This is a genomic window from Mycobacterium appelbergii (assembly GCF_032883035.1).
In the GTDB taxonomy this organism is placed as follows: Bacteria; Actinomycetota; Actinomycetes; order Mycobacteriales; family Mycobacteriaceae; genus Mycobacterium; species Mycobacterium appelbergii.
In genome coordinates this window covers 185036-202719 of sequence record NZ_JAMQTH010000011.1, presented here as the reverse complement: position 1 = coordinate 202719, position 17684 = coordinate 185036, and the positions used below count along the sequence as shown (strand labels likewise).

Annotated in this window: 19 protein-coding genes; 8 read left to right on the top strand and 11 right to left on the bottom strand. The window is 67.1% G+C overall.

Annotation, left to right across the window (positions count from 1 at the left end; genetic code table 11):
• Positions 1-50: 50 nt before the first annotated feature.
• On the bottom strand, positions 51-449 hold the full coding sequence (locus tag M1247_RS24780) for an SCO2097 family morphological protein (RefSeq protein ID WP_317159045.1): 399 nt from the start codon (positions 447-449) through the stop codon (positions 51-53).
• Positions 450-670: 221 nt separating this feature from the next.
• On the opposite strand from M1247_RS24780, the gene M1247_RS24775 reads away from it, so the two are divergent.
• From M1247_RS24775 to M1247_RS24760, 4 genes are all read left to right on the top strand, one after another.
• Positions 671-1279: a GNAT family N-acetyltransferase gene (locus M1247_RS24775; protein WP_317159044.1), complete on the top strand. Its 609-nt coding sequence runs from the start codon at positions 671-673 to the stop codon at positions 1277-1279.
• Between the two features lie 95 nt (positions 1280-1374).
• Positions 1375-2016 (top strand): LppM family (lipo)protein, encoded by a 642-nt coding sequence (locus M1247_RS24770; protein ID WP_317159124.1) that lies wholly within the window; start codon positions 1375-1377, stop codon positions 2014-2016.
• An 82-nt stretch (positions 2017-2098) separates the two neighbouring features.
• Positions 2099-3187 (top strand): bifunctional (2E,6E)-farnesyl/geranyl diphosphate synthase, encoded by a 1089-nt coding sequence (idsA2, locus tag M1247_RS24765; RefSeq protein WP_317159043.1) that lies wholly within the window; start codon positions 2099-2101, stop codon positions 3185-3187.
• A gap of 4 nt (positions 3188-3191) precedes the next feature.
• The gene (locus tag M1247_RS24760; protein ID WP_317159042.1) at positions 3192-4712 is read left to right on the top strand and encodes an alpha-(1->6)-mannopyranosyltransferase A; all 1521 of its coding nucleotides are present in this window, start codon (positions 3192-3194) and stop codon (positions 4710-4712) included.
• On the opposite strand, the gene M1247_RS24755 is transcribed toward M1247_RS24760, so the two are convergent.
• A complete protein-coding gene (locus M1247_RS24755) occupies positions 4699-5103 on the bottom strand; it encodes an Rv2175c family DNA-binding protein (protein ID WP_317159041.1) in 405 nt (134 codons plus the stop codon). The genes M1247_RS24760 and M1247_RS24755 overlap by 14 nt on opposite strands.
• Before the next feature lie 42 nt (positions 5104-5145).
• On the opposite strand from M1247_RS24755, the gene M1247_RS24750 reads away from it, so the two are divergent.
• Positions 5146-6390, top strand: coding sequence for a protein kinase domain-containing protein (locus M1247_RS24750; RefSeq protein WP_317159040.1), 1245 nt, complete (start codon positions 5146-5148; stop codon positions 6388-6390).
• Here M1247_RS24750 and M1247_RS24745 read toward each other — a convergent pair.
• Complete coding sequence (locus tag M1247_RS24745) at positions 6387-7223, bottom strand: TetR/AcrR family transcriptional regulator (RefSeq protein WP_317159039.1); 837 nt, start codon at positions 7221-7223, stop codon at positions 6387-6389. The genes M1247_RS24750 and M1247_RS24745 overlap by 4 nt on opposite strands.
• On the opposite strand from M1247_RS24745, the gene M1247_RS24740 reads away from it, so the two are divergent.
• Entirely contained in the window at positions 7222-8640 is a 1419-nt protein-coding gene (locus tag M1247_RS24740) for an APC family permease (protein ID WP_317159038.1), read from the top strand. The two genes, M1247_RS24745 and M1247_RS24740, sit on opposite strands and share 2 nt — an antisense overlap.
• The gene (locus M1247_RS24735; protein WP_317159037.1) at positions 8640-10088 is read left to right on the top strand and encodes a serine hydrolase domain-containing protein; all 1449 of its coding nucleotides are present in this window, start codon (positions 8640-8642) and stop codon (positions 10086-10088) included. The genes M1247_RS24740 and M1247_RS24735 overlap by 1 nt, the downstream gene beginning before the upstream one ends.
• Positions 10089-10099: 11 nt before the next feature.
• Here the strand turns inward: M1247_RS24735 and M1247_RS24730 are convergent, their stop codons facing one another.
• Genes M1247_RS24730 through M1247_RS24720 form a run of 3 tightly spaced genes read right to left on the bottom strand, consistent with a single transcriptional unit; the run spans position 10100 to position 12906 of the window.
• On the bottom strand, positions 10100-11488 hold the full coding sequence (locus M1247_RS24730; protein WP_317159036.1) for a class II 3-deoxy-7-phosphoheptulonate synthase: 1389 nt from the start codon (positions 11486-11488) through the stop codon (positions 10100-10102).
• A 20-nt stretch (positions 11489-11508) separates the two neighbouring features.
• A complete protein-coding gene (locus M1247_RS24725) occupies positions 11509-12039 on the bottom strand; it encodes a polyadenylate-specific 3'-exoribonuclease AS (RefSeq protein ID WP_317159035.1) in 531 nt (176 codons plus the stop codon).
• Positions 12040-12906 (bottom strand): hypothetical protein, encoded by an 867-nt coding sequence (locus M1247_RS24720; protein WP_317159034.1) that lies wholly within the window; start codon positions 12904-12906, stop codon positions 12040-12042.
• Between the two features lie 82 nt (positions 12907-12988).
• On the opposite strand from M1247_RS24720, the gene M1247_RS24715 reads away from it, so the two are divergent.
• Positions 12989-14266, top strand: coding sequence for a glycosyltransferase 87 family protein (locus tag M1247_RS24715; RefSeq protein WP_317159033.1), 1278 nt, complete (start codon positions 12989-12991; stop codon positions 14264-14266).
• 9 nt (positions 14267-14275) lie between these two features.
• Here the strand turns inward: M1247_RS24715 and M1247_RS24710 are convergent, their stop codons facing one another.
• The 5 genes from M1247_RS24710 to M1247_RS24690 form a co-directional block, all read right to left on the bottom strand.
• Entirely contained in the window at positions 14276-14995 is a 720-nt protein-coding gene (locus M1247_RS24710; RefSeq protein WP_317159032.1) for a lysophospholipid acyltransferase family protein, read from the bottom strand.
• A gap of 97 nt (positions 14996-15092) precedes the next feature.
• Entirely contained in the window at positions 15093-15479 is a 387-nt protein-coding gene (locus M1247_RS24705; RefSeq protein ID WP_317159031.1) for a hypothetical protein, read from the bottom strand.
• Entirely contained in the window at positions 15476-16762 is a 1287-nt protein-coding gene (locus M1247_RS24700) for an ArsA family ATPase (RefSeq protein WP_317159123.1), read from the bottom strand. Before M1247_RS24700 ends, M1247_RS24705 begins: the two co-directional genes overlap by 4 nt.
• Positions 16755-17192 carry an SRPBCC family protein gene (locus tag M1247_RS24695; protein ID WP_317159030.1) on the bottom strand — a complete coding sequence of 146 codons (438 nt, stop codon included), beginning with the start codon at positions 17190-17192 and terminating at the stop codon, positions 16755-16757. Before M1247_RS24695 ends, M1247_RS24700 begins: the two co-directional genes overlap by 8 nt.
• Positions 17193-17276: 84 nt before the next feature.
• Positions 17277-17675 carry a polyketide cyclase / dehydrase and lipid transport gene (locus M1247_RS24690; protein WP_317159029.1) on the bottom strand — a complete coding sequence of 133 codons (399 nt, stop codon included), beginning with the start codon at positions 17673-17675 and terminating at the stop codon, positions 17277-17279.
• Positions 17676-17684: the final 9 nt, after the last annotated feature.

Below are 17684 nucleotides of genomic sequence, written 5' to 3'. Positions count from 1 at the left end.
GCACAAAAAAAGGGGTAGCCCGTGAGGGCTACCCCGGAACCGCTACCGGCCTACTCGTCGAACCGGCGACGGAAGCGATCCTCCATCCGGTTGGTGAACGAACCACCGCGTGGGCGACGCTGCCGCGGCGCACCGGGCTCCGGCGCGGAACGGTCACGGCCGCCGGCTACGCGCGGGCCGGTTATGGCGAACACCACACCAGCGAACATCACCACGAAGCCGATTACGGACAAGATCGGAAAATCTCCGATCATTGTGGCCTTCACTGCGACGCCGACAACCAGCATTGCCAGACCGGCCACGAACAACGCTGCTCCTTGCAGCCTGCGCCGCGCCGACGGCGCGCGTAGAGTCCCACCTCGGACGCTGGACGCGAACTTGGGATCCTCGGCATAGAGCGCGCTCTCGATCTGATCGAGCATGCGCTGCTCATGATCGGAGAGTGGCATTCGTCCCTCCTTGCCGACGCGGCCGTCGGGGTAGTTCAAAACCGGTGTATGCCCGCAAGTACGGGCACCTGACACTAATGATACGAGGTCGATCCGAGGCGTACCACCTAGTTCACTGTCGATTGTAGGTCGTTCGCCGGGGGCGGGACTGACCGCCCGCCACTCCATAATGGCTTCGATAATGGGTTCGGACACACCGTGGCTCGGGGAAGGCACCAGAATTGGCGACGTATCTCATCGATCTGTCGCCGGATGCTATGCAACTCCGGCTACCCGACGCGCTGCGGGTGTACGTGGCCGCCATGCGTTATCCGCGCGGCACCGAGCAACAACGCGCGTCACTGTGGCTCGAACACACCCGCCGCCAGGGCTGGAAAGGCGTCGCCGCCGTCGAGATCCCCGGCCCTGAAAACGGGGCAGGCACCCCACCGAACAGCGCCGACCTGGCCACCGCCCCAATTCTCGGCATCGCCTACGGCTACTGCGGGGCGCCCGATCAGTGGTGGCAGCAACAGGTCGTCGGCGGCCTGCGTCAGATGGGCACCACACCGGGCCGCATCGCTGAGTTGATGAGCAGTTACTTCGAACTCACCGAGCTGCACATCGAACCGCGTGCTCAGGGCGGCGGACTCGGCGAGGCGCTGGCCAGGCGGCTACTGGCCGGCCGCAGCGAATCCCACGTCCTGCTCTCCACCCCGGAGATCACCGGCGAATCCAACCGGGCCTGGCGGCTGTACCGGCGCCTCGGGTTCACCGACATCATCCGGGGCTATCACTTCGCCGGCGACCCGCGGCCATTCGCCATCCTGGGACGCGCACTGCCACTGTGAGGCGTCCGTCCGATACGGGCGCGCTCATCTGGCACGATGACCTCGTGCGCACCGGGCAATCCAGACACCGTCGATCCCGACTGCTGGCGCTGGCGATGTTGCTGCTGATCCTGCCGATGGCGGTCGGCTGTGTCCGCGTGCGGGCATCCATCACGGTGTCCCCCGACGACCGGGTGTCCGGCCAGATCATCGCCGCGGCAAAGCCGCGTGACGCCGACGACAAAGGTCCACAGCTACTCAACAATGTGCCGTTCGCCACCAAGGTGGCGGTCTCGGAGTACAGCCGCGACGACTACGTCGGGTCACAGGCGGTGTTCTCCGACCTCTCGTTCTCCGAACTCCCGCAGTTGGCGTCCATGAACCGCGATGCGGCCGGCGTCGACATTTCGCTGCGCCGGGCGGGCGACCTGGTGATCCTGGAAGGCCGCGTCGATCTGACCTCGCTGAGCGATCCGGAAGCCGACGTGCTGCTGACGGTCTCGTTTCCGGGCGAAGTGACTTCCACCAACGGCGACCAGGTCAGCTCCTCGATCGTCGAATGGAAGCTACGACCCGGCGTGGTGAGCACGATGAACGCCCAGGCCCGTTACACCGATCCCAGCGCCCGTTCGTTCACCACCGCGGCCATCTGGCTGGTGGTCGGTGCCTTCCTTGTCGCCGGTGTCATCGGCGCACTCGCCTGGACCAGTCGGGACCGCTCCCCCAAACCCGGCGAGCCCGCCGCCTCCAACGACTGAGGGATCGCCGACCGGTGGCACGCTTTAGGCTGGACCCACTCGGGGGTCATGCAGCAGACATAGAAAGGGGCGGGCGCTGAGCGTGGATGCAGCGGCACCGTCAACCGTCGAGTTGGCCAGCGCCGTCACCGACCAGTTGCGCGAATACCTGCGGGAGCGTCGTCGAGACTGCGCCTACATCGGTACCGAGTATGCGGAGCTGACCGCGGCGCTCGAGGAATTCGTCCTGCGCGGCGGTAAACGACTCCGCCCCGCCTTCGCTTACTGGGGCTGGCGGGCGGTGGTCGACCCGGCCGACGCGGCCGCCGACGGCGACGCCTTGAGACTGTTCGCCGCCCTCGAGCTGCTGCAGGCCTGCGCTCTGGTTCACGACGATGTGATCGACGACTCCGCGACCCGCCGCGGCCTGCCCACGGTGCACCGGCTGTTCACCGAGCGGCACCGCGCGCAGAACTGGCGCGGGTCCTCCCAACAGTTCGGCCTCTCCGCGGCAATCCTGCTCGGTGATCTGGCTTTGGCCTGGGCCGACGACGTCGTGGCCTGCGCGGACCTACCGGTCGACGCGCACCGGCGGGTCCAGCAGGTCTGGGCTCACATCCGCACCGAGGTGCTCGGCGGTCAGTATCTGGACATCGTCGCCGAATCCAGCGGCGCGGAATCGGTGGCCTCGGCGATGAACGTCAACACCTACAAGACCGCCTCGTACACGATCGCCCGGCCCCTGCAGCTCGGTGCCGCTGCGGCTGCGGACCGTCCGGACGTCCAGGAGATCTTCCACCGGGTCGGCAACGACCTCGGGGTCGCATTTCAGTTGCGCGACGACGTGCTGGGCGTTTTCGGCGATCCCGCGGTGACCGGTAAGCCGTCCGGGGACGACCTACGATCCGGCAAGCGCACGGTGCTGCTCGCCGAGGCGCTTGAGCTGGCCGACAAATCCGATCCGGCGGCCGCCGAACTGCTGCGGACCTCGATCGGCACCGAGCTGTCCGATCCGCAGGTGCGCGAGTTGCGCCAGGCCATCGAATCGGTCGGCGCGTTGACCGCCGTGGAGGACCACATCGAGATGCTCACCCGCCGCGCCCTCGACGTGCTGGCCGCCGCGCCGGTCCACGACGACGCCAAGTCCGGCCTGTCCGAACTCGCCCGATTGGCAGCTAACCGGTCGGCATAGGAGCATGACAACCTCGAACCCCACCCAGTCCTCGGAAACCGGCCTGGTACAACATGTCTCGCGCTTCGCCTCGTTCACGGTCTCGGCCGAGGCACGGCAGGCACGCCTGGGATGCCTGGGGGCGGCACTGCTGACCATCGGCGGGCTCGGCGCGGGCAGCACCCGTTTGCATGACCCGTTACTGGAATCCCTGCACCTGTCGTGGCTCCGGTTCGGCCACGGTCTGGTGCTGTCGTCGGTGCTGTTGTGGGCCGGGGTCGCGCTGATGCTGATCGCCTGGCTGTGGCTGGGCCGCCGCGTGATCGACCGCAGCGCCACCGAGTACACGATGGTGGCGACCACCGGCATCTGGCTGGCGCCACTGCTGCTGAGCGTTCCGCTGTTCAGCCGGGACACCTACTCGTATCTCGCCCAGGGCGCGCTGCTACGCGATGGATTCGACCCCTATGTGGTCGGCCCGGTGGACAACCCGAATTCGTTGTTGGAGGACGTCAGCCCGATCTGGACCACGACGACCGCGCCGTACGGCCCGGCCTTCATCCTGGTGGCGAAGTTCGTCACCATACTGGTCGGAGACGACGTCGTCGCAGGCACCATGCTGCTTCGACTGTGCATGCTGCCCGGACTGGCCCTGCTGATCTGGGCAGCACCGCGGGTGGCCCGCCATGTCGGTACCAGTGGTGCTGCCGCACTGTGGATCTGTGTACTCAACCCACTGGTGATCATCCACCTGATGGGCGGCGTACACAACGAGATGCTGATGGTCGGGCTGATGATGGCCGGTATCGCGCTCACCTTCGATCGCCACCCCGCCTGGGGCGCCGGCCTGATCGCCGCGGCGGTAGCGGTGAAAGCCACTGCCGGCCTGGCTCTCCCGTTCCTGGTCTGGGTGTGGATGCGGCAGCTGCGAGAACGCCGCAGCATGTCCGGAGTGCGAGCGTTCGCCAGCGCCACCGCGGCCTCGGTACTGATCTTCGTGGCGGTGTTCGCGGTGCTGTCCTGGCTGGCGGGGGTGGGCCTGGGCTGGCTGACCGCGCTGGCCGGCTCGGTCAAGATCATCAACTGGCTCACCGTGCCCACCGCAGCATCGAACCTCATCAATGTCTTTGGCGGCCTGATCTTCCCGGTCAACTTCTACGCCGTGCTTGAGGTGGCCCGGATCATCGGCATCGCCGTCATCGTGATCGCGCTGCCGCTGTTGTGGTGGCGGTACCGCCACACCGATCGCGAAGCCCTGACGGGTATCGCGTTGGCAATGGCAGTCGTGGTGCTGTTCGTGCCCGCAGCGTTGCCGTGGTACTACACCTGGCCGCTGGCCGTGGCCGCTGCACTGATCCAGACCCGCCCCGCCATCGCCGCGATCGCCGGATTCTCGACCTGGATCATGGTGATGTGGAAACCCGATGGCGCCCATGGCATGTACTCATGGGCGCACGTCCTGCTCACCACGGCCTGTGCCGCGGTGGCATGGTATTCGCTCTACAAGGTGCCGGAGCCCGAAGGCGGTGCGGTCAGTAAGCCATAGCCTGGGCGCGGCGGACCACTTCACGGGCCTGATGTGAACGCAGCGCGTCGACCGGGCGCGCATTGGCCTGGCCCTCGGGCGCCCCGTCCCTGGTGATCGTCAGCGACGGATCGGGCGTGAACAGCCAGCGGATGATCTCGGTGGTGTTGAATCCGCCGTCGCGCAGCACCACCAGCAGCCCCGGCAACGCCTTCATCACGTGCCCGTTGTCGTCGAAGAAGATCTTCGGCACCACCACGACACCGTCCCGGCGGACGGCGATCAGATGGTTTTCACGCAATTGCTGGTGGACCTTGGTGACCGGGATGCCGAGAAATTCGGCAACGGCGGGTAGGTCGTAGACGACCTCGCCGGGATCCAGGACATCCTCAGCGGCCGGAATGCTGCTCACCGCACTGAGTGTAGAGCCTGTCGAGCCCAAGCACTCCGTAACATGTCTGCGGTGGAGCCCTCGGAGCAATCGGATCCACTCGTCGGCACTGTGCTGGACGGGCGGTACCGCGTCGACGGCGCAATAGCCACGGGCGGGATGTCAACGGTGTACCGCGGTCTGGACGTTCGTCTCGACCGTCCGGTCGCCCTGAAGGTCATGGACTCCCGGTACGCCGGCGACGAGCACTTCCTCACCAGGTTCCAGCGGGAGGCCCGGGCGGTGGCCCGGCTGAAGGATCCGGGGCTGGTCGCCGTGTACGACCAGGGCGTTGACCTCCAGCGTGACCGGCGCCACCCGTTCCTGGTGATGGAATTGATCGAGGGTGGCACGCTGCGCGAACTGCTGACCGAACGCGGCCCGATGCCACCGCATGCGGTCGCCGCGGTGCTGGCCCCGGTGCTGAGCGGTCTGGCGGTGGCCCACCGGGCCGGTCTGGTGCACCGCGACATCAAGCCGGAGAACGTGCTGATCTCCGACGACGGCGAGGTCAAGATCGCCGATTTCGGGCTCGTCCGTGCGGTCGCGGAAGCCAAGATCACCTCCACGAGTGTGATTCTGGGCACTGCGGCGTACCTGTCACCCGAGCAGGTGAGCACCGGCGACGCCGATCCGCGTAGCGATGTCTACGCGGTCGGGATCCTCATCTATGAACTCCTGACCGGCGTCACGCCTTTCACCGGGGACTCCGCGCTCGCGGTGGCATATCAGCGGATGGACAACGACGTTCGCCCGCCGAGCACGGTAATCGCCGGGGTACCAAGGCAATTCGATGATCTGGTGCGGCGGGCAACCGTACGTGAGGCGACGCAGCGTTACGCCGATGCCGACGCCATGCGCAGCGATCTGGAAACCATCGTCGAGGAATTGGGCCTGCCCGACTTTCACGTCCCGGCGCCGCGCAACTCTGCACAACACCTGGCCGCCACGCGTTTTCACAGCCGCCGCGACGCTTCGGCGACCACAGATATGACGGCAGCGCCGCCACCGCCTGCGGCACCCCGACAGCTCACCCGCGAGCTGACCGCCGAACAGGGGTGGTCACCGATGCCGGCCGAGCCTGCCGACTACGACGAACACGTCGGGGTCTCAGGGCAATTCGCCGGGATCGAGATGAGCGAGTTCTACTGGGCGCAGCAACGCGCGCGGCGGGTGTTGGTGTTCTGGGTGCTCGCGGTGCTCACCACGACCGGCCTTGTCGCCGCCGCGGCCTGGATGCTGGGAAGCAATATCGGCACGCTCATCTAGCCACCCACCGGCCTGCGACCACGATTCTCGATGGCATCCAGCAACACTTCGACGCTGAACTCGAAAACCTCTGCGGTGTCCGGGTAGATCGTCGGGGCCGCCGCCGCCGACGATGGGAATCTGCCCGGGTCCAGCGCGGCGTACTGGCGACGCTGCTCGTCGCGCAGCGTGGCGTCGGTCAGCCACGGCGACAGCGCCGCGACCAAGCCGTTTCCGACCGTGTGGTTGTAGATGGTCTGGTGGTAGAGACCCAGTTCGTCCTCGCCGATCCCGGCCCGGATCAGTTCGCGAACGGTCCACTCCGTGAGGTGGAACAGCTGTGGTTCGTCGTCCGGCTGGCCGGCCATGGCGGCGGCCAGGCCCTCGTGGCGGCGATAGATCTGCCACCACTGGAGCATCAGTTTCCGTAGGTTGGCGCGCCAGTGACCCGCGGGGTCCGGCTCGTCGACCTCGAGTCGGAACAACTCGTCGATGAGCGCCGATATCAGCTCGGATTTGTCCCGGAAGTGCCGGTACATGGCCGTGGCATCCACACCGAGTTCGTTGCCCAGCCGGCGCACGGTGAGCGCGCGCAATCCCTCGCGATCGCAGATTTCCTGGGCCGCGGCGAGGATCATCGCACGGTCCAGTCGGACGGCGCCGTTGCGTGCGCGGGCTGCCCCGGGTCGTCCGCTGCTGTTCACGACAGCCAGCATCGCATGCCGAGCGGCCAGAACCCGACAGGCCCGGTAAACGTTGTGGACATCACTGTTGTCATCACTGTTGACAACCGTCACAACTGCGGCCACGATGATCCGGTCCGGTGCGGTTCCGGCCACGAGAAAGGCACACATGCGCGACTCCAAGCCCGGCGGTTCCCGGGCATACAAGCAAGAGCTCAAACGCGATCTCAGCCTGTGGGAGAACGCCTCGCTGGTCGTCTCCGCGACCACCCCGGCGACCGGGGCGTTCATCATCGCGCCGGTCCTGTTCGCCCTGAACGGCACCGGCGCCGCGCTGACCTTCTGCATCGCGGCGGTTCTCGGATTGTCGCTGGCGTTCTGCTGGGCAGAGTTGGGCGCGGCCTACCCGATCGCCGGCGGTGACTACACGTTCATCGCCCGCATCATGGGCCGCGCCCCCGGATTCGTCTCGATGTTCATCACCGGTCCCGTGCAGGCCGTCCTGATCCCATCCGTCGTCGCGCTCGGAATGGCCGAATATCTGCGCGTCATCGTCAACGTGGACGCGAACATTCTCGGCGCCGTGATCATCATCGGCGGTGCCGTGATCGCCTTGTTCGGGGTCCGCCTGAACGCGATCGCCGTGACCGTCCTGCTCGTCGTCGAGATCGTGGCCGTCGTGTTGGTGGCGGTGTTCGGATTCATCAACGTGCAACGCCCGGTGACCACGCTGTTGCATCCCGAGGTCTTCGATGCCCACGGAATCGCCAGCCCCCTCACCCTGAGCGCACTGGTAGCGGGTATCGCCGTCGGTAGCTTCGCCTACAACGGCTTCCAGGGTGCACTGATCTTCTCCGAGGAGACTGTCGGCGCCCGCCGCAACGTGGCCCGCGCCGTTTTCATCGCCCTGGGCGTCGCCGTCGCATGCGAGGTGTTTCCGGTGGCGGCCGCCACCCTCGCCGCGCCCTCCCTGACCGAGATGTCCCAGTCGGACAACCCCTGGCGGTATGTCCTGACCTCCATCGGTGGCGAGACCTTCAACACCATCATCAGTCTCGGCATCGCGGTCGCTGTGCTCAACGCCGTCATCGCCCTCATGCCGTACTACGCGCGGATCCTGTACAGCACCGGCCGTGACATGGCCTGGCCCGCGCCCATCAGCCGGGCCCTGGCCGTGGTCCACCCCAAGTACGGCACGCCCTGGCTGGCAACGATTCTGGTGGGGATCGGCGGCGCGGTGATGATCCTGTCCTCGGATGTCGCCACACTGACGACGTGGACCGGCGCGCTGCTCGCGGTCGAGTTCATTCTCGTCGCGGCATCGGCCCTGGTGAGCCGGCTGCGCTCCCCCGGCCTGGACCGCCCCTACCGAATGCCGCTGTGGCCCGTGTGGCCGGTCGTCGCGATCCTCATGTCCGTTGCCGTACTGAGCCAACAGGTCCGCTCGGATCTGATCGTCGCGGGCGCATCCGTGCTGCTCGCCCTGGGCTACTACCTCTGCTACCTGCGGCCGCGCAGTGACACACACTTCCTGATGCTCGCTCCGCCGGATGAGGACCGCCGCGACGCTGATGTCGAGGTCGCCTGATGGACCTCGACTTCAGCGCCGCCGACGACATCGTCGCCGAATTCCACGAACGCCGACGCGCTCCCGGTGTGCGGTTCGCGGTGGTCGCAGACGGCCGGACGGTACACGTCGCCGGCCATGGCGTCACCGATTGCGCCACCGGCGCCCGGGCGGCTGACGAACGGGTGTTCCGGATCGCGTCGATGTCGAAGAGCTTCACCGCGGCCGCGCTCCTGCAATTACGGGATCAGGGCCTGCTCCGGCTCGACGATCCCGTCATCGGCCATCTGCCGCAGGCGACCGGGCTGGGCGGCCACACCAGGGACTCGCCGCCGATCACCCTGCGCCATTGTCTGACGATGAGCAGTGGACTGCCCAGCGACGATCCATGGGCCGACCGGCAGGAGAGCATGTCGCAGGACACGTTCGACGAACTGCTTGCCCGTCCGGTGGCGGGCGCCTACGCCCCGGGCACCGCGTTCGTCTACTCCAATCTGGGGTTCGCCATCCTGGGCCGCGTCGTGGAAGCGGTCACCGGTCGTGACTTCGTCGGTTACCTCACGAGCGAACTGCTGGAACCGCTGGGACTGACCGACACCACCTACGATTACCGCACGGTGCCGTCCGGGCGGCTGGCCAACGGTTACCGCCTGACCCGCAGCGGCGATTGGGAGCTGCAACCGTTCAGCGCCCCGGGCAGCTTCTCTGCCATCGGAGGGCTGCTGAGCACGACGGGCGATATCGCGCGGTGGATCGGCTGGCTCGCCGAGGCCTTCCCCGCAGGCGGCGGTGACGACGCGGTGCTGGCCCGCGCATCCCGGCGTGACATGCAGCAGCCACACCGACTCGTGCCGTTCCACCTCGCGGAGGCACCCGGCGAGCGGAACCGGTTGAAAAGCAACGGCTTCGACTGGGGATTGTCCGGATACGGCTACGGCCTCTTCGTCGAGACCGACCCCCGATGGGGGGCGATCAGCCAACACCTCGGCGGCTATCCCGGCTTCGGGTCCTACATGGGCTGGCATCAAGACAGCGGCCTTGGCGTCGTCGCCTTCGCCAACGGCACCTATGCGCCGGTGGCAGCACCGGCCCGCGCAGCCCTCGATGCGCTACTGCGGCAGCACCCGAGCCGCCGGGCCGAGGCACGCCCGACGCCGGCCATGCGGTCAGCCCTCGAGCTGGTAGAACGGGTGATCGCCGAGCCGACGGCACTGCAGGAACCGGCATTCGCCGACAACGTGCTGCTCGACGTGCCGCTCGGCGAACGGGTCGCGGCGATCACCGCCGCACGAAATGCGGTGGGCGACCGCGATGGTCAGGCAGAGATGGCGCTGCGATCACCCACCGAAGCGACGTATCGCCTGCCGGGCACGCGCGGGAGAATCGACGTCACCATCGCATTGACCCCGACCGATCCGCCCCGCATCCACACCTTCGCGGTGGAGGCCGTGGCCGCCGAAAAAGCCTGAGGGGCAGCGGTTCAGTCGCGCAGCATCTCGGCGACCAGGAAAGCCAACTCCAGGCTCTGCTGGGTGTTCAGCCGTGGGTCGCACGCAGTCTCGTACCGGCCGGCCAGATCAGAATCCGAAATGTCCTGCGCCCCACCGAGACACTCGGTGACGTTCTCACCGGTGATCTCGACGTGGATACCGCCCGGATGGGTGCCCAGCGCACGGTGCACCTCAAAGAATCCCTGCACCTCGTCGACGATGCGGTCGAAATGCCGGGTCTTGTAACCGGTCGAGGATTCGTGGGTGTTGCCGTGCATCGGATCGCACTGCCAGATCACCTGATGACCGGTGGCTTGAACCTTTTCGATGATCGGCGGGAGCAGGTCGCGCACCTTGTTGTTGCCCATCCGGGTCACCAGGGTCAGCCGGCCCGGCTCGTTGTGCGGATCGAGCCGCTCGACGTATTCCACCGCGAGCTCCGGTGTCATGGTGGGACCCAGCTTCACGCCGATCGGGTTGGCGATCACCTCGGCGAACGCCACGTGCGCACCGTCGAGCTGGCGGGTCCGCTCACCGATCCACAGGTAATGGGCAGACTGACAGTAGAGCTTGGGGGTGCCCTCGGCGGCGTTCGAGAGCCGCAGCATGGCGCGCTCGTAGTCCAGCACCAGGGCCTCGTGACTGGCGAAGATCTCCGCCGTCTGCAGGTTGCGGTCGGCCACCCCGCAGGCCGACATGAACCTCAGGCCACGGTCGATCTCCCCGGCCAGGGCCTCGTAACGGGCGCCGGCCGGTGAGGTCCGGACGAACTCGCGGTTCCAATCGTGCACCAGGTGCAGCGACGCCAGACCCGAGGAGGTCAGGGCGCGAACCAGGTTCATCGCCGCGCTGGCGTTGGCGTAGGCCCGCACCAACCGGGACGGGTCATGCTGACGCACCGCGGCGTCGGGGGCAAAGCCGTTGACCATGTCACCGCGGTAGGACTTCAGCCCCAGCGCATCGACGTCGGCCGAACGCGGCTTGGCGTACTGGCCGGCGATGCGGGCCACTTTCACCACCGGCATGCTCGAGCCGTAGGTCAGCACCACCGCCATCTGCAGCAACGTCCGGATGTTGGCCCGGATGTGCGGTTCGGTGTTGTCGACGAACGTCTCGGCGCAGTCGCCGCCCTGCAGCAGGAACGCGTTGCCCTGGGCCACGTCGGCCAGCTGACCCTTGAGCTTCTCGATCTCCGAGGAGACCGTCACCGGCGGCACGCTCTCCAGGACGGTCCGCATCGCCTTGGCCGCATCCGCGTCCCAACTGGGCTGCTGAGCAGCCGGGCGGGCCAGCGCGGTGTCCAGCCGTTGCCGAAGCTCGTCGGTCAGCGGCGGCAGCGGCGGAAGCTGGTCGATGGGGATGTCGACGGTCCAGTTCACCCGTACATGGTAGCCGCCGGTCAACTGCGCTTTTCGCCGTATGCTGCGCCCCGGTGCGGCGCCGGGGCCGCCACCGAGCCGGTCATCAATTCGAACCGGAGCAGGTTGTGCCGGGCGTCGACCAGGGCGTCATGCGCATCGCGCGGCCGCGGTGGCATCCGCGGCGACCCACGCTCCTCCCAGAACTGCCGCAGTTCGCGGGTGAACCGCGGCATCGCGGGCGGCAGATCGGTCATCGGCCCCCACAGCTGGCACAGCACCACATGGTCATAGGCGCCCACCCAGGCCCACAGCTCGACCGGTTCGTCGCCGTCGATATCGAAGAAATCCTCCAGCTCCGAGCGGATCTGCCGCCGCGAGCGCCACAGCTGCGAGGACGGTGACGGCAGCTTGGGCAGCACGTTCTTGCGCACCCAGGTGCCGGCCCGGTCCGGATTGAATTCCGTTGAGATAGCGTAATATTCGCGGCCGTCCTCGGCTACGACGCCGATCGAGATCAGCTCGATGGTGCGCCCGTCGTCGATGAACTCCGTGTCATAGAAGTACCGCATCTACCCGTCCCGTCGTGTCGTGGTGGCGCCAGGGGCAGGAGCGGCATGGATCTCCCGGTCGAGCTGCTCGTCGACCTCGGCGTCGTCGGGGAATCGCGGCAATCCGGTGATCGCATCCTGCAGCCACAGCTTGGCCTGCACCACCGGACGGCGCAGCCAACGCTCCCGCTCCAGCGCGCGGTGCATCTTGCGGGGCCGACTGGTGTAGCGCCAGCGCGCCCACGGCGCATGCGGACGGGACAGTCGGACCGCGCCGACGAACAGCAACGGGGTAATGAACATGCCCACCAATCCGGTCCACACCTTGCCCTTTAGCAGCACCACCACCGCCAGCAGCAGGGTCAGCACCGCAATCAACACCACAATGGCACGAGCGACCCACGTGTGATCCGACCGCCAGATACCGACATCAAAGAATGACAGCGGGTTGAATCCCAGGATCAGCAGCCCCGCCACGGCCACCGCGGCGAACACCGCGTCCACCGACGTGCGACCGTCCTCGGCCCAGTACACGTCGGACAGGTGCAGGATCAACGCGAACTCGTCTAGGACCAACGCCGCACCGATGCCGAAGAACGTGGCCGCCACGGTGAATTCGGCCATCCCGCCGTTGACCGCGAGGGTCACCATGGTGACTCCCGAAACCATCACCAGGATCACCCCGAAGACCGCGTGGTGGATGTGCAGTGACCCGTGGCCGATATTGCGGGGCTGCCACCAGCGCGGCGGCCGATCGCTGTCGGCATGTCTCCGGATGTAGCGCACCACGGTGCGGGTCACGAAGAAGGTCGAGATGAAAGCCACCAGGCAACACAGCAACGGCAAGCGATCGTGGGAGACGAAGTCGAAATTGACGATCAGATGCACGTTGAGAAAACCTAGCCGACCTGCGCGCGTCGCGACCGCGGATGCACCGGTGTCCGGCAACCCCCGATAGTCTGTTGAGGACATGAGAAAGCGGCGGTCGCCCGACGGGGCCGGTTGGGTGCCAACCATCGCGTGGCGGGTGTTCCAGCTGCTGACCCTGGCGGCGCTGGTCTGGACCTCGTGGCGGCTGCTGGGACACACCCCGTACCGCATCGACATCGACGTGTACCGCATGGGCGGACGGGCCTGGTTGAACGGCGGCCCGCTGTACGCCGACGGCGCCATCTTCCACACCCAGGGCGGACTCGATCTGCCCTTCACCTATCCCCCGTTGGCCGCCATCGCCTTCGCGCCGTTCGCGTGGCTGTCCCTGCCGGCGGCCAGCGCGGCGATCACCGTGACCACCCTGTTGCTGTTGATCGTGTCGACGGTCATCGTGCTCACCCGCCTCGACGTCTGGCCGCAGACCGCCATCACCGGCGAACCGGCCTGGCTGCGGCGGGTTTGGCTGGCCGCCGCGATCGTCGCACCTGCGGTGATCTATCTGGAACCGCTGCGGTCGAACTTCGAGTTCGGCCAGATCAACGTGGTGCTGATGACGCTGGTGATCGCCGATTGCGTGCCGCGCCGTACCCCGTGGCCCCGCGGCATGCTGCTCGGCCTGGCCATCGCGCTGAAACTCACCCCGGCCGTGTTCCTGCTGTACTTCCTGCTGAACCGGGACATGCGCGCCCTGCTGCGGACCGCGGCCGCCACGATCATCGCGACACTGGCCGGGTTTGCCCTGGCCGCCAAGGACTCGGTCGAGTACTGGACCGAAACGGTGCGCAACACCGACCGGATCGGCACCGCGACGCTGAACACCAACCAGAACATCGCGGGCGCGCTGGCCCGGCTCGGGCTCGGTGAGGGGCCACGATTCGTGCTGTGGGTGCTGGCCTGCCTCGTGGTGCTGGCCCTCACCGTATGGGCGGCCCGACAGGCCCTGCGCAGTACGGCTCCCGAATCATCGGTGCTGGCGCTGATCTGCGTGGCGATGTTCGGCCTGGTGGTCTCGCCGGTGTCGTGGTCACACCACTGGGTGTGGATCCTGCCGACGCTGCTGGTGACGGCGATCCTGACCTACCGGCGCCGCAGCATCCTGCTCGCGGCGGTGACCGCGGCGGGGATCGCACTGACCGTCTGGACACCCATCACCCTGATGCCCGAGCATCGGGAGACCGCGGCGTCGCTGTGGCGACAGCTCGCAGGCGGTTCGTACGTGTGGTGGGCGCTCGTGGTGATCGTGGCCGCCGGGACGGTCTCGGTCGTGGTGCCGCGGGCCAGGACGTCTGTCGCCGCCGTCGCGTCCTCCCACTGACCTCCGGTGCTAGCCGGCGGCCGCGTGCGGCATCCGCGCGGCAGGCTTGGCCGGCTCAGAGCTTTCCTTGACGGCGGCGGCGTAGATGTCGACGTACTCCTGACCGGACAGATCCATCAGCTCGTACATCACCTCATCGATCACGGCGCGTTCGATGAACCGGTTACCGGCCAGCCCCTCGAACCGGCTGAACTCCATCGGCTTGCCGAACCTGACCTCGACCCGGCCGAACCGCCACATCTTGCTGCCGGGAGGGTTCACCACATTGGTTCCGATCATCGCCACGGGAATGACCGGCACACCGGTCTCCAGCGCCAGCCGGGCCAGCCCCGTCTTGCCCTTGTAGAGCCGTCCGTCCGGCGAACGGGTGCCCTCGGGGTACATGCCGAGCAGCTTGCCCTCGGACAGAATCCGCTGAGCTGTACTCAACGCGCTCTGGGCCGAGTCGGCGTCTGTGCGGTCGATCGGCACCTGCCCGGCAACCGTGTAGAACCAACGCTGAAACCTGCCCTTGATCCCGGTGCCGGTGAAGTACTCCGACTTCGCCAGGAAGGTGATCCGGCGACTCTCCGCCAGCGGCAGGTAGAAGCTGTCGGCGACCGCGAGGTGGTTACTGGCCAGAATCGCCGCGCCCGACGACGGAACATGCTCCAGGCCAGTCACTTTCGGCCGACCGAGCAAGGACAGCACGGGTCCCATGAAGACGAACTTGAACAGCCAGTACCACATGGACCCTCCCAATTGCGCGCCTCAGACGGCGCTCTGCGACAACTTTACCCAGCGGGTGTCATTGCGACCACAGCAAGCCCGCTGCACGCCGGCGCTCTCAATCCTCGACGATGACCGGGATGGGCTGATAGCGGCCGGGGCCCGGCGGCGGGGAATCGTCTGACGGTGCGGGACCGGGGCCGTCCGGGCCGCCGTCGGGCCCGGGACCACCAGAATCGTCGGTGTCGTTCAGCACGGCACGGATCACCGCCAGCAACGCCACGCTGTGCTCGGCGATCACCCCCAGTAACGGGTGGTGCTCACCATTGACCGCGGCCGCGAGTGCGCACACCGGACACCACAGCTGCTGACACTTGCCGGGGCCACCGGCGGCGGTGGCTGCGGCGCGCGCTGCGGCCATGCGCACCGCGGGGTCCAATTTGTCGAGGACAGCCTGCGCCAATTGCCGTAGTTCCGGCCCGAGGTCGGTATGGGACCCAGTCATGCCGGCCACACCTCCGGATTCGGTCGAAAACGCACCGTCAGCTCACTGCCTCGCAACTGCGCCTCCGTCACAATGCATCGCCGCAGGACGGACGCCAGCCGCACCCGGCGCCGCATACCGCCGACGCCGATGATCAAGTCGTCGTCGACGCGGCCCAACGTCAGCGAAGCGGAGTCGACGTGCGGCAACTCTAACCGCATCCGGTACACCGCTTCGAGGCCAGACCCTGATTCAAGGTCCACGATCGGGCGCAGCGGCCCCGGCGGCGGCGATCCGTCACGGCGTCGGGCTCCCTCGAGCAGCTCCGCCAGCGCCTTGGGGCCGATCGGCTCCCCGGCCAGATGCGGAACCAGGATCAGCTGCACGTCACCGGTGCCTGCGTCGAGTTCGTCAAGGACCGACTGCTGCTCGGATATCCGCTCGGCGTACCAGTCGAACGCGGGATGGGCAGGAAGATTCCGGTACTCGAACGAATCATCCTGGACCAGAATCTGATTGACGATGAGTTCGGCTACCTGCACTCCCATCAGCGCCAACGAACCCAGGGTTCTCACCGCCTCGGCCGCCACCACCCGCTCGGCGGTCAGCACCAGGTGGGCGGTGACCCTGCTGCCGTCGGTCAACAGCGTGCCGAGCCGCCCGACGCCGGCGTCGATACGTTCAAGCAGCGCGACGATGGCAGCGGTGGCGCCGTCTGACCCCTGATTGCTCCTCGCGTGCGCTGAACCGCCGGACAACCGGCGGTGCCGCGGCCATGCCCGCTCCAGGTAGAGCCCGAATGTCGACGGCAGCGTCAGCATCCGCAACGCGTCGGCGGTGGAGGCGCAGTCCACGACCACGTGGTCCCACTGCCCCGTATCGGCCAACTCCGCCACCTCGTGGAGGCCGAGCACTTCCTGAATACCGGGCAACGCCGAAAGTTCTTCCGGGGCAACATCACCCAGATCGGACTCGCCGAAACGAGCCGCCAACGGGCCTGCGACCTCGGCCCAGCGCGCTTCGAGCAGCGCCAGGGTGTCCAACGCGAGGGCGTCGAGGAACCCACCCGCGTCGGCGAGTCCGGTTTCCAGATCGCTGAGCACCCGGGTAGGCGACCGCTGCCCCGTCGGGATCAGGCCGGTGCCGAGGACGTCACCGGTGGAATGCGCCTGATCGGTCGAGACGATGAGCACCCGCAGACCCGAGCGGGCGTCGCGCACCGCCGTCGCGGTCGCCAACGTCGACTTGCCTACCCCGCCCTTGCCGACGAACAGACTGATCCGGGCAGGTGTTCGATCATTCAGCCTCGACTCGTTTCTTGAGGTCTTTCAGCGCGGTGTCGGTCAACCGGCGCTCGGCCTTGCGCTTGAGCAACCCGATCATCGGAATCATCAGATCGACCGACAACTCATAGGTGACATCGGTACCGGAGCCCTTGGGCGCCAAGCGGTATGCACCCTGCAACGAACGGAGCAGCGAACTCGACACCAGCGTCCAGGTCACCGAGGTGTGATCAGGCGGCCACACGTAGGACAACACCATGGTGTCCTTGAGCACCGCCGCATCGAGCACCAGACTGGCCTTCTTCGGAAAGCCGGCATCGTCGACCTCGAGTACCTCGGTCTCCTTGTACTCGGCAACCCAATCAGGATATGAGCCGATGTCGGCGATGACGTCCATCACCGTCGCAGGATCGGCATCGATGTGAATGGTCTGCGCCGTCTTGTCAGCCACTACCCGCCCTATCTCCCCCGCCGCGCGGAGGTCCACGACCTGTCAGGGCCTCCCTGGGAGAAATCTACCCTCCCAGACCGGTCATTACCCCTGAGACGCCAGCCGCGAAACGCCGACCGGCCGCGACGCCTCCAGACGCTGTTTGATCTCGAAAGCCATCGCCTTCCCCGCGACCCGGCGCCGATGGTTCATTTTGGCCAGGTCCAGGCGCGCCAGCTGCCAGGCCGTCGCCCCCGCCGGTTCCGCATGCAGGAAATAGTGCAGGATCACCCCGTCCAGCATTTCCTCCAGCCAAACTTCCATGGTCCCGGTCAACGCACCGGCCACCGTCCAGCGCTGGCCCTTCTCGGCGCGGTCCTCGATGACGGTCAAGGTCAGGTCCGGCCACCACCGACGCCAACTCGCCCGATCCGCGACCGATTCGCCGACCACCACCGGGTCGGCCGCGACGAACGTCTCGTCAGCGATCTGAATGCTGTTCATCGACGACAA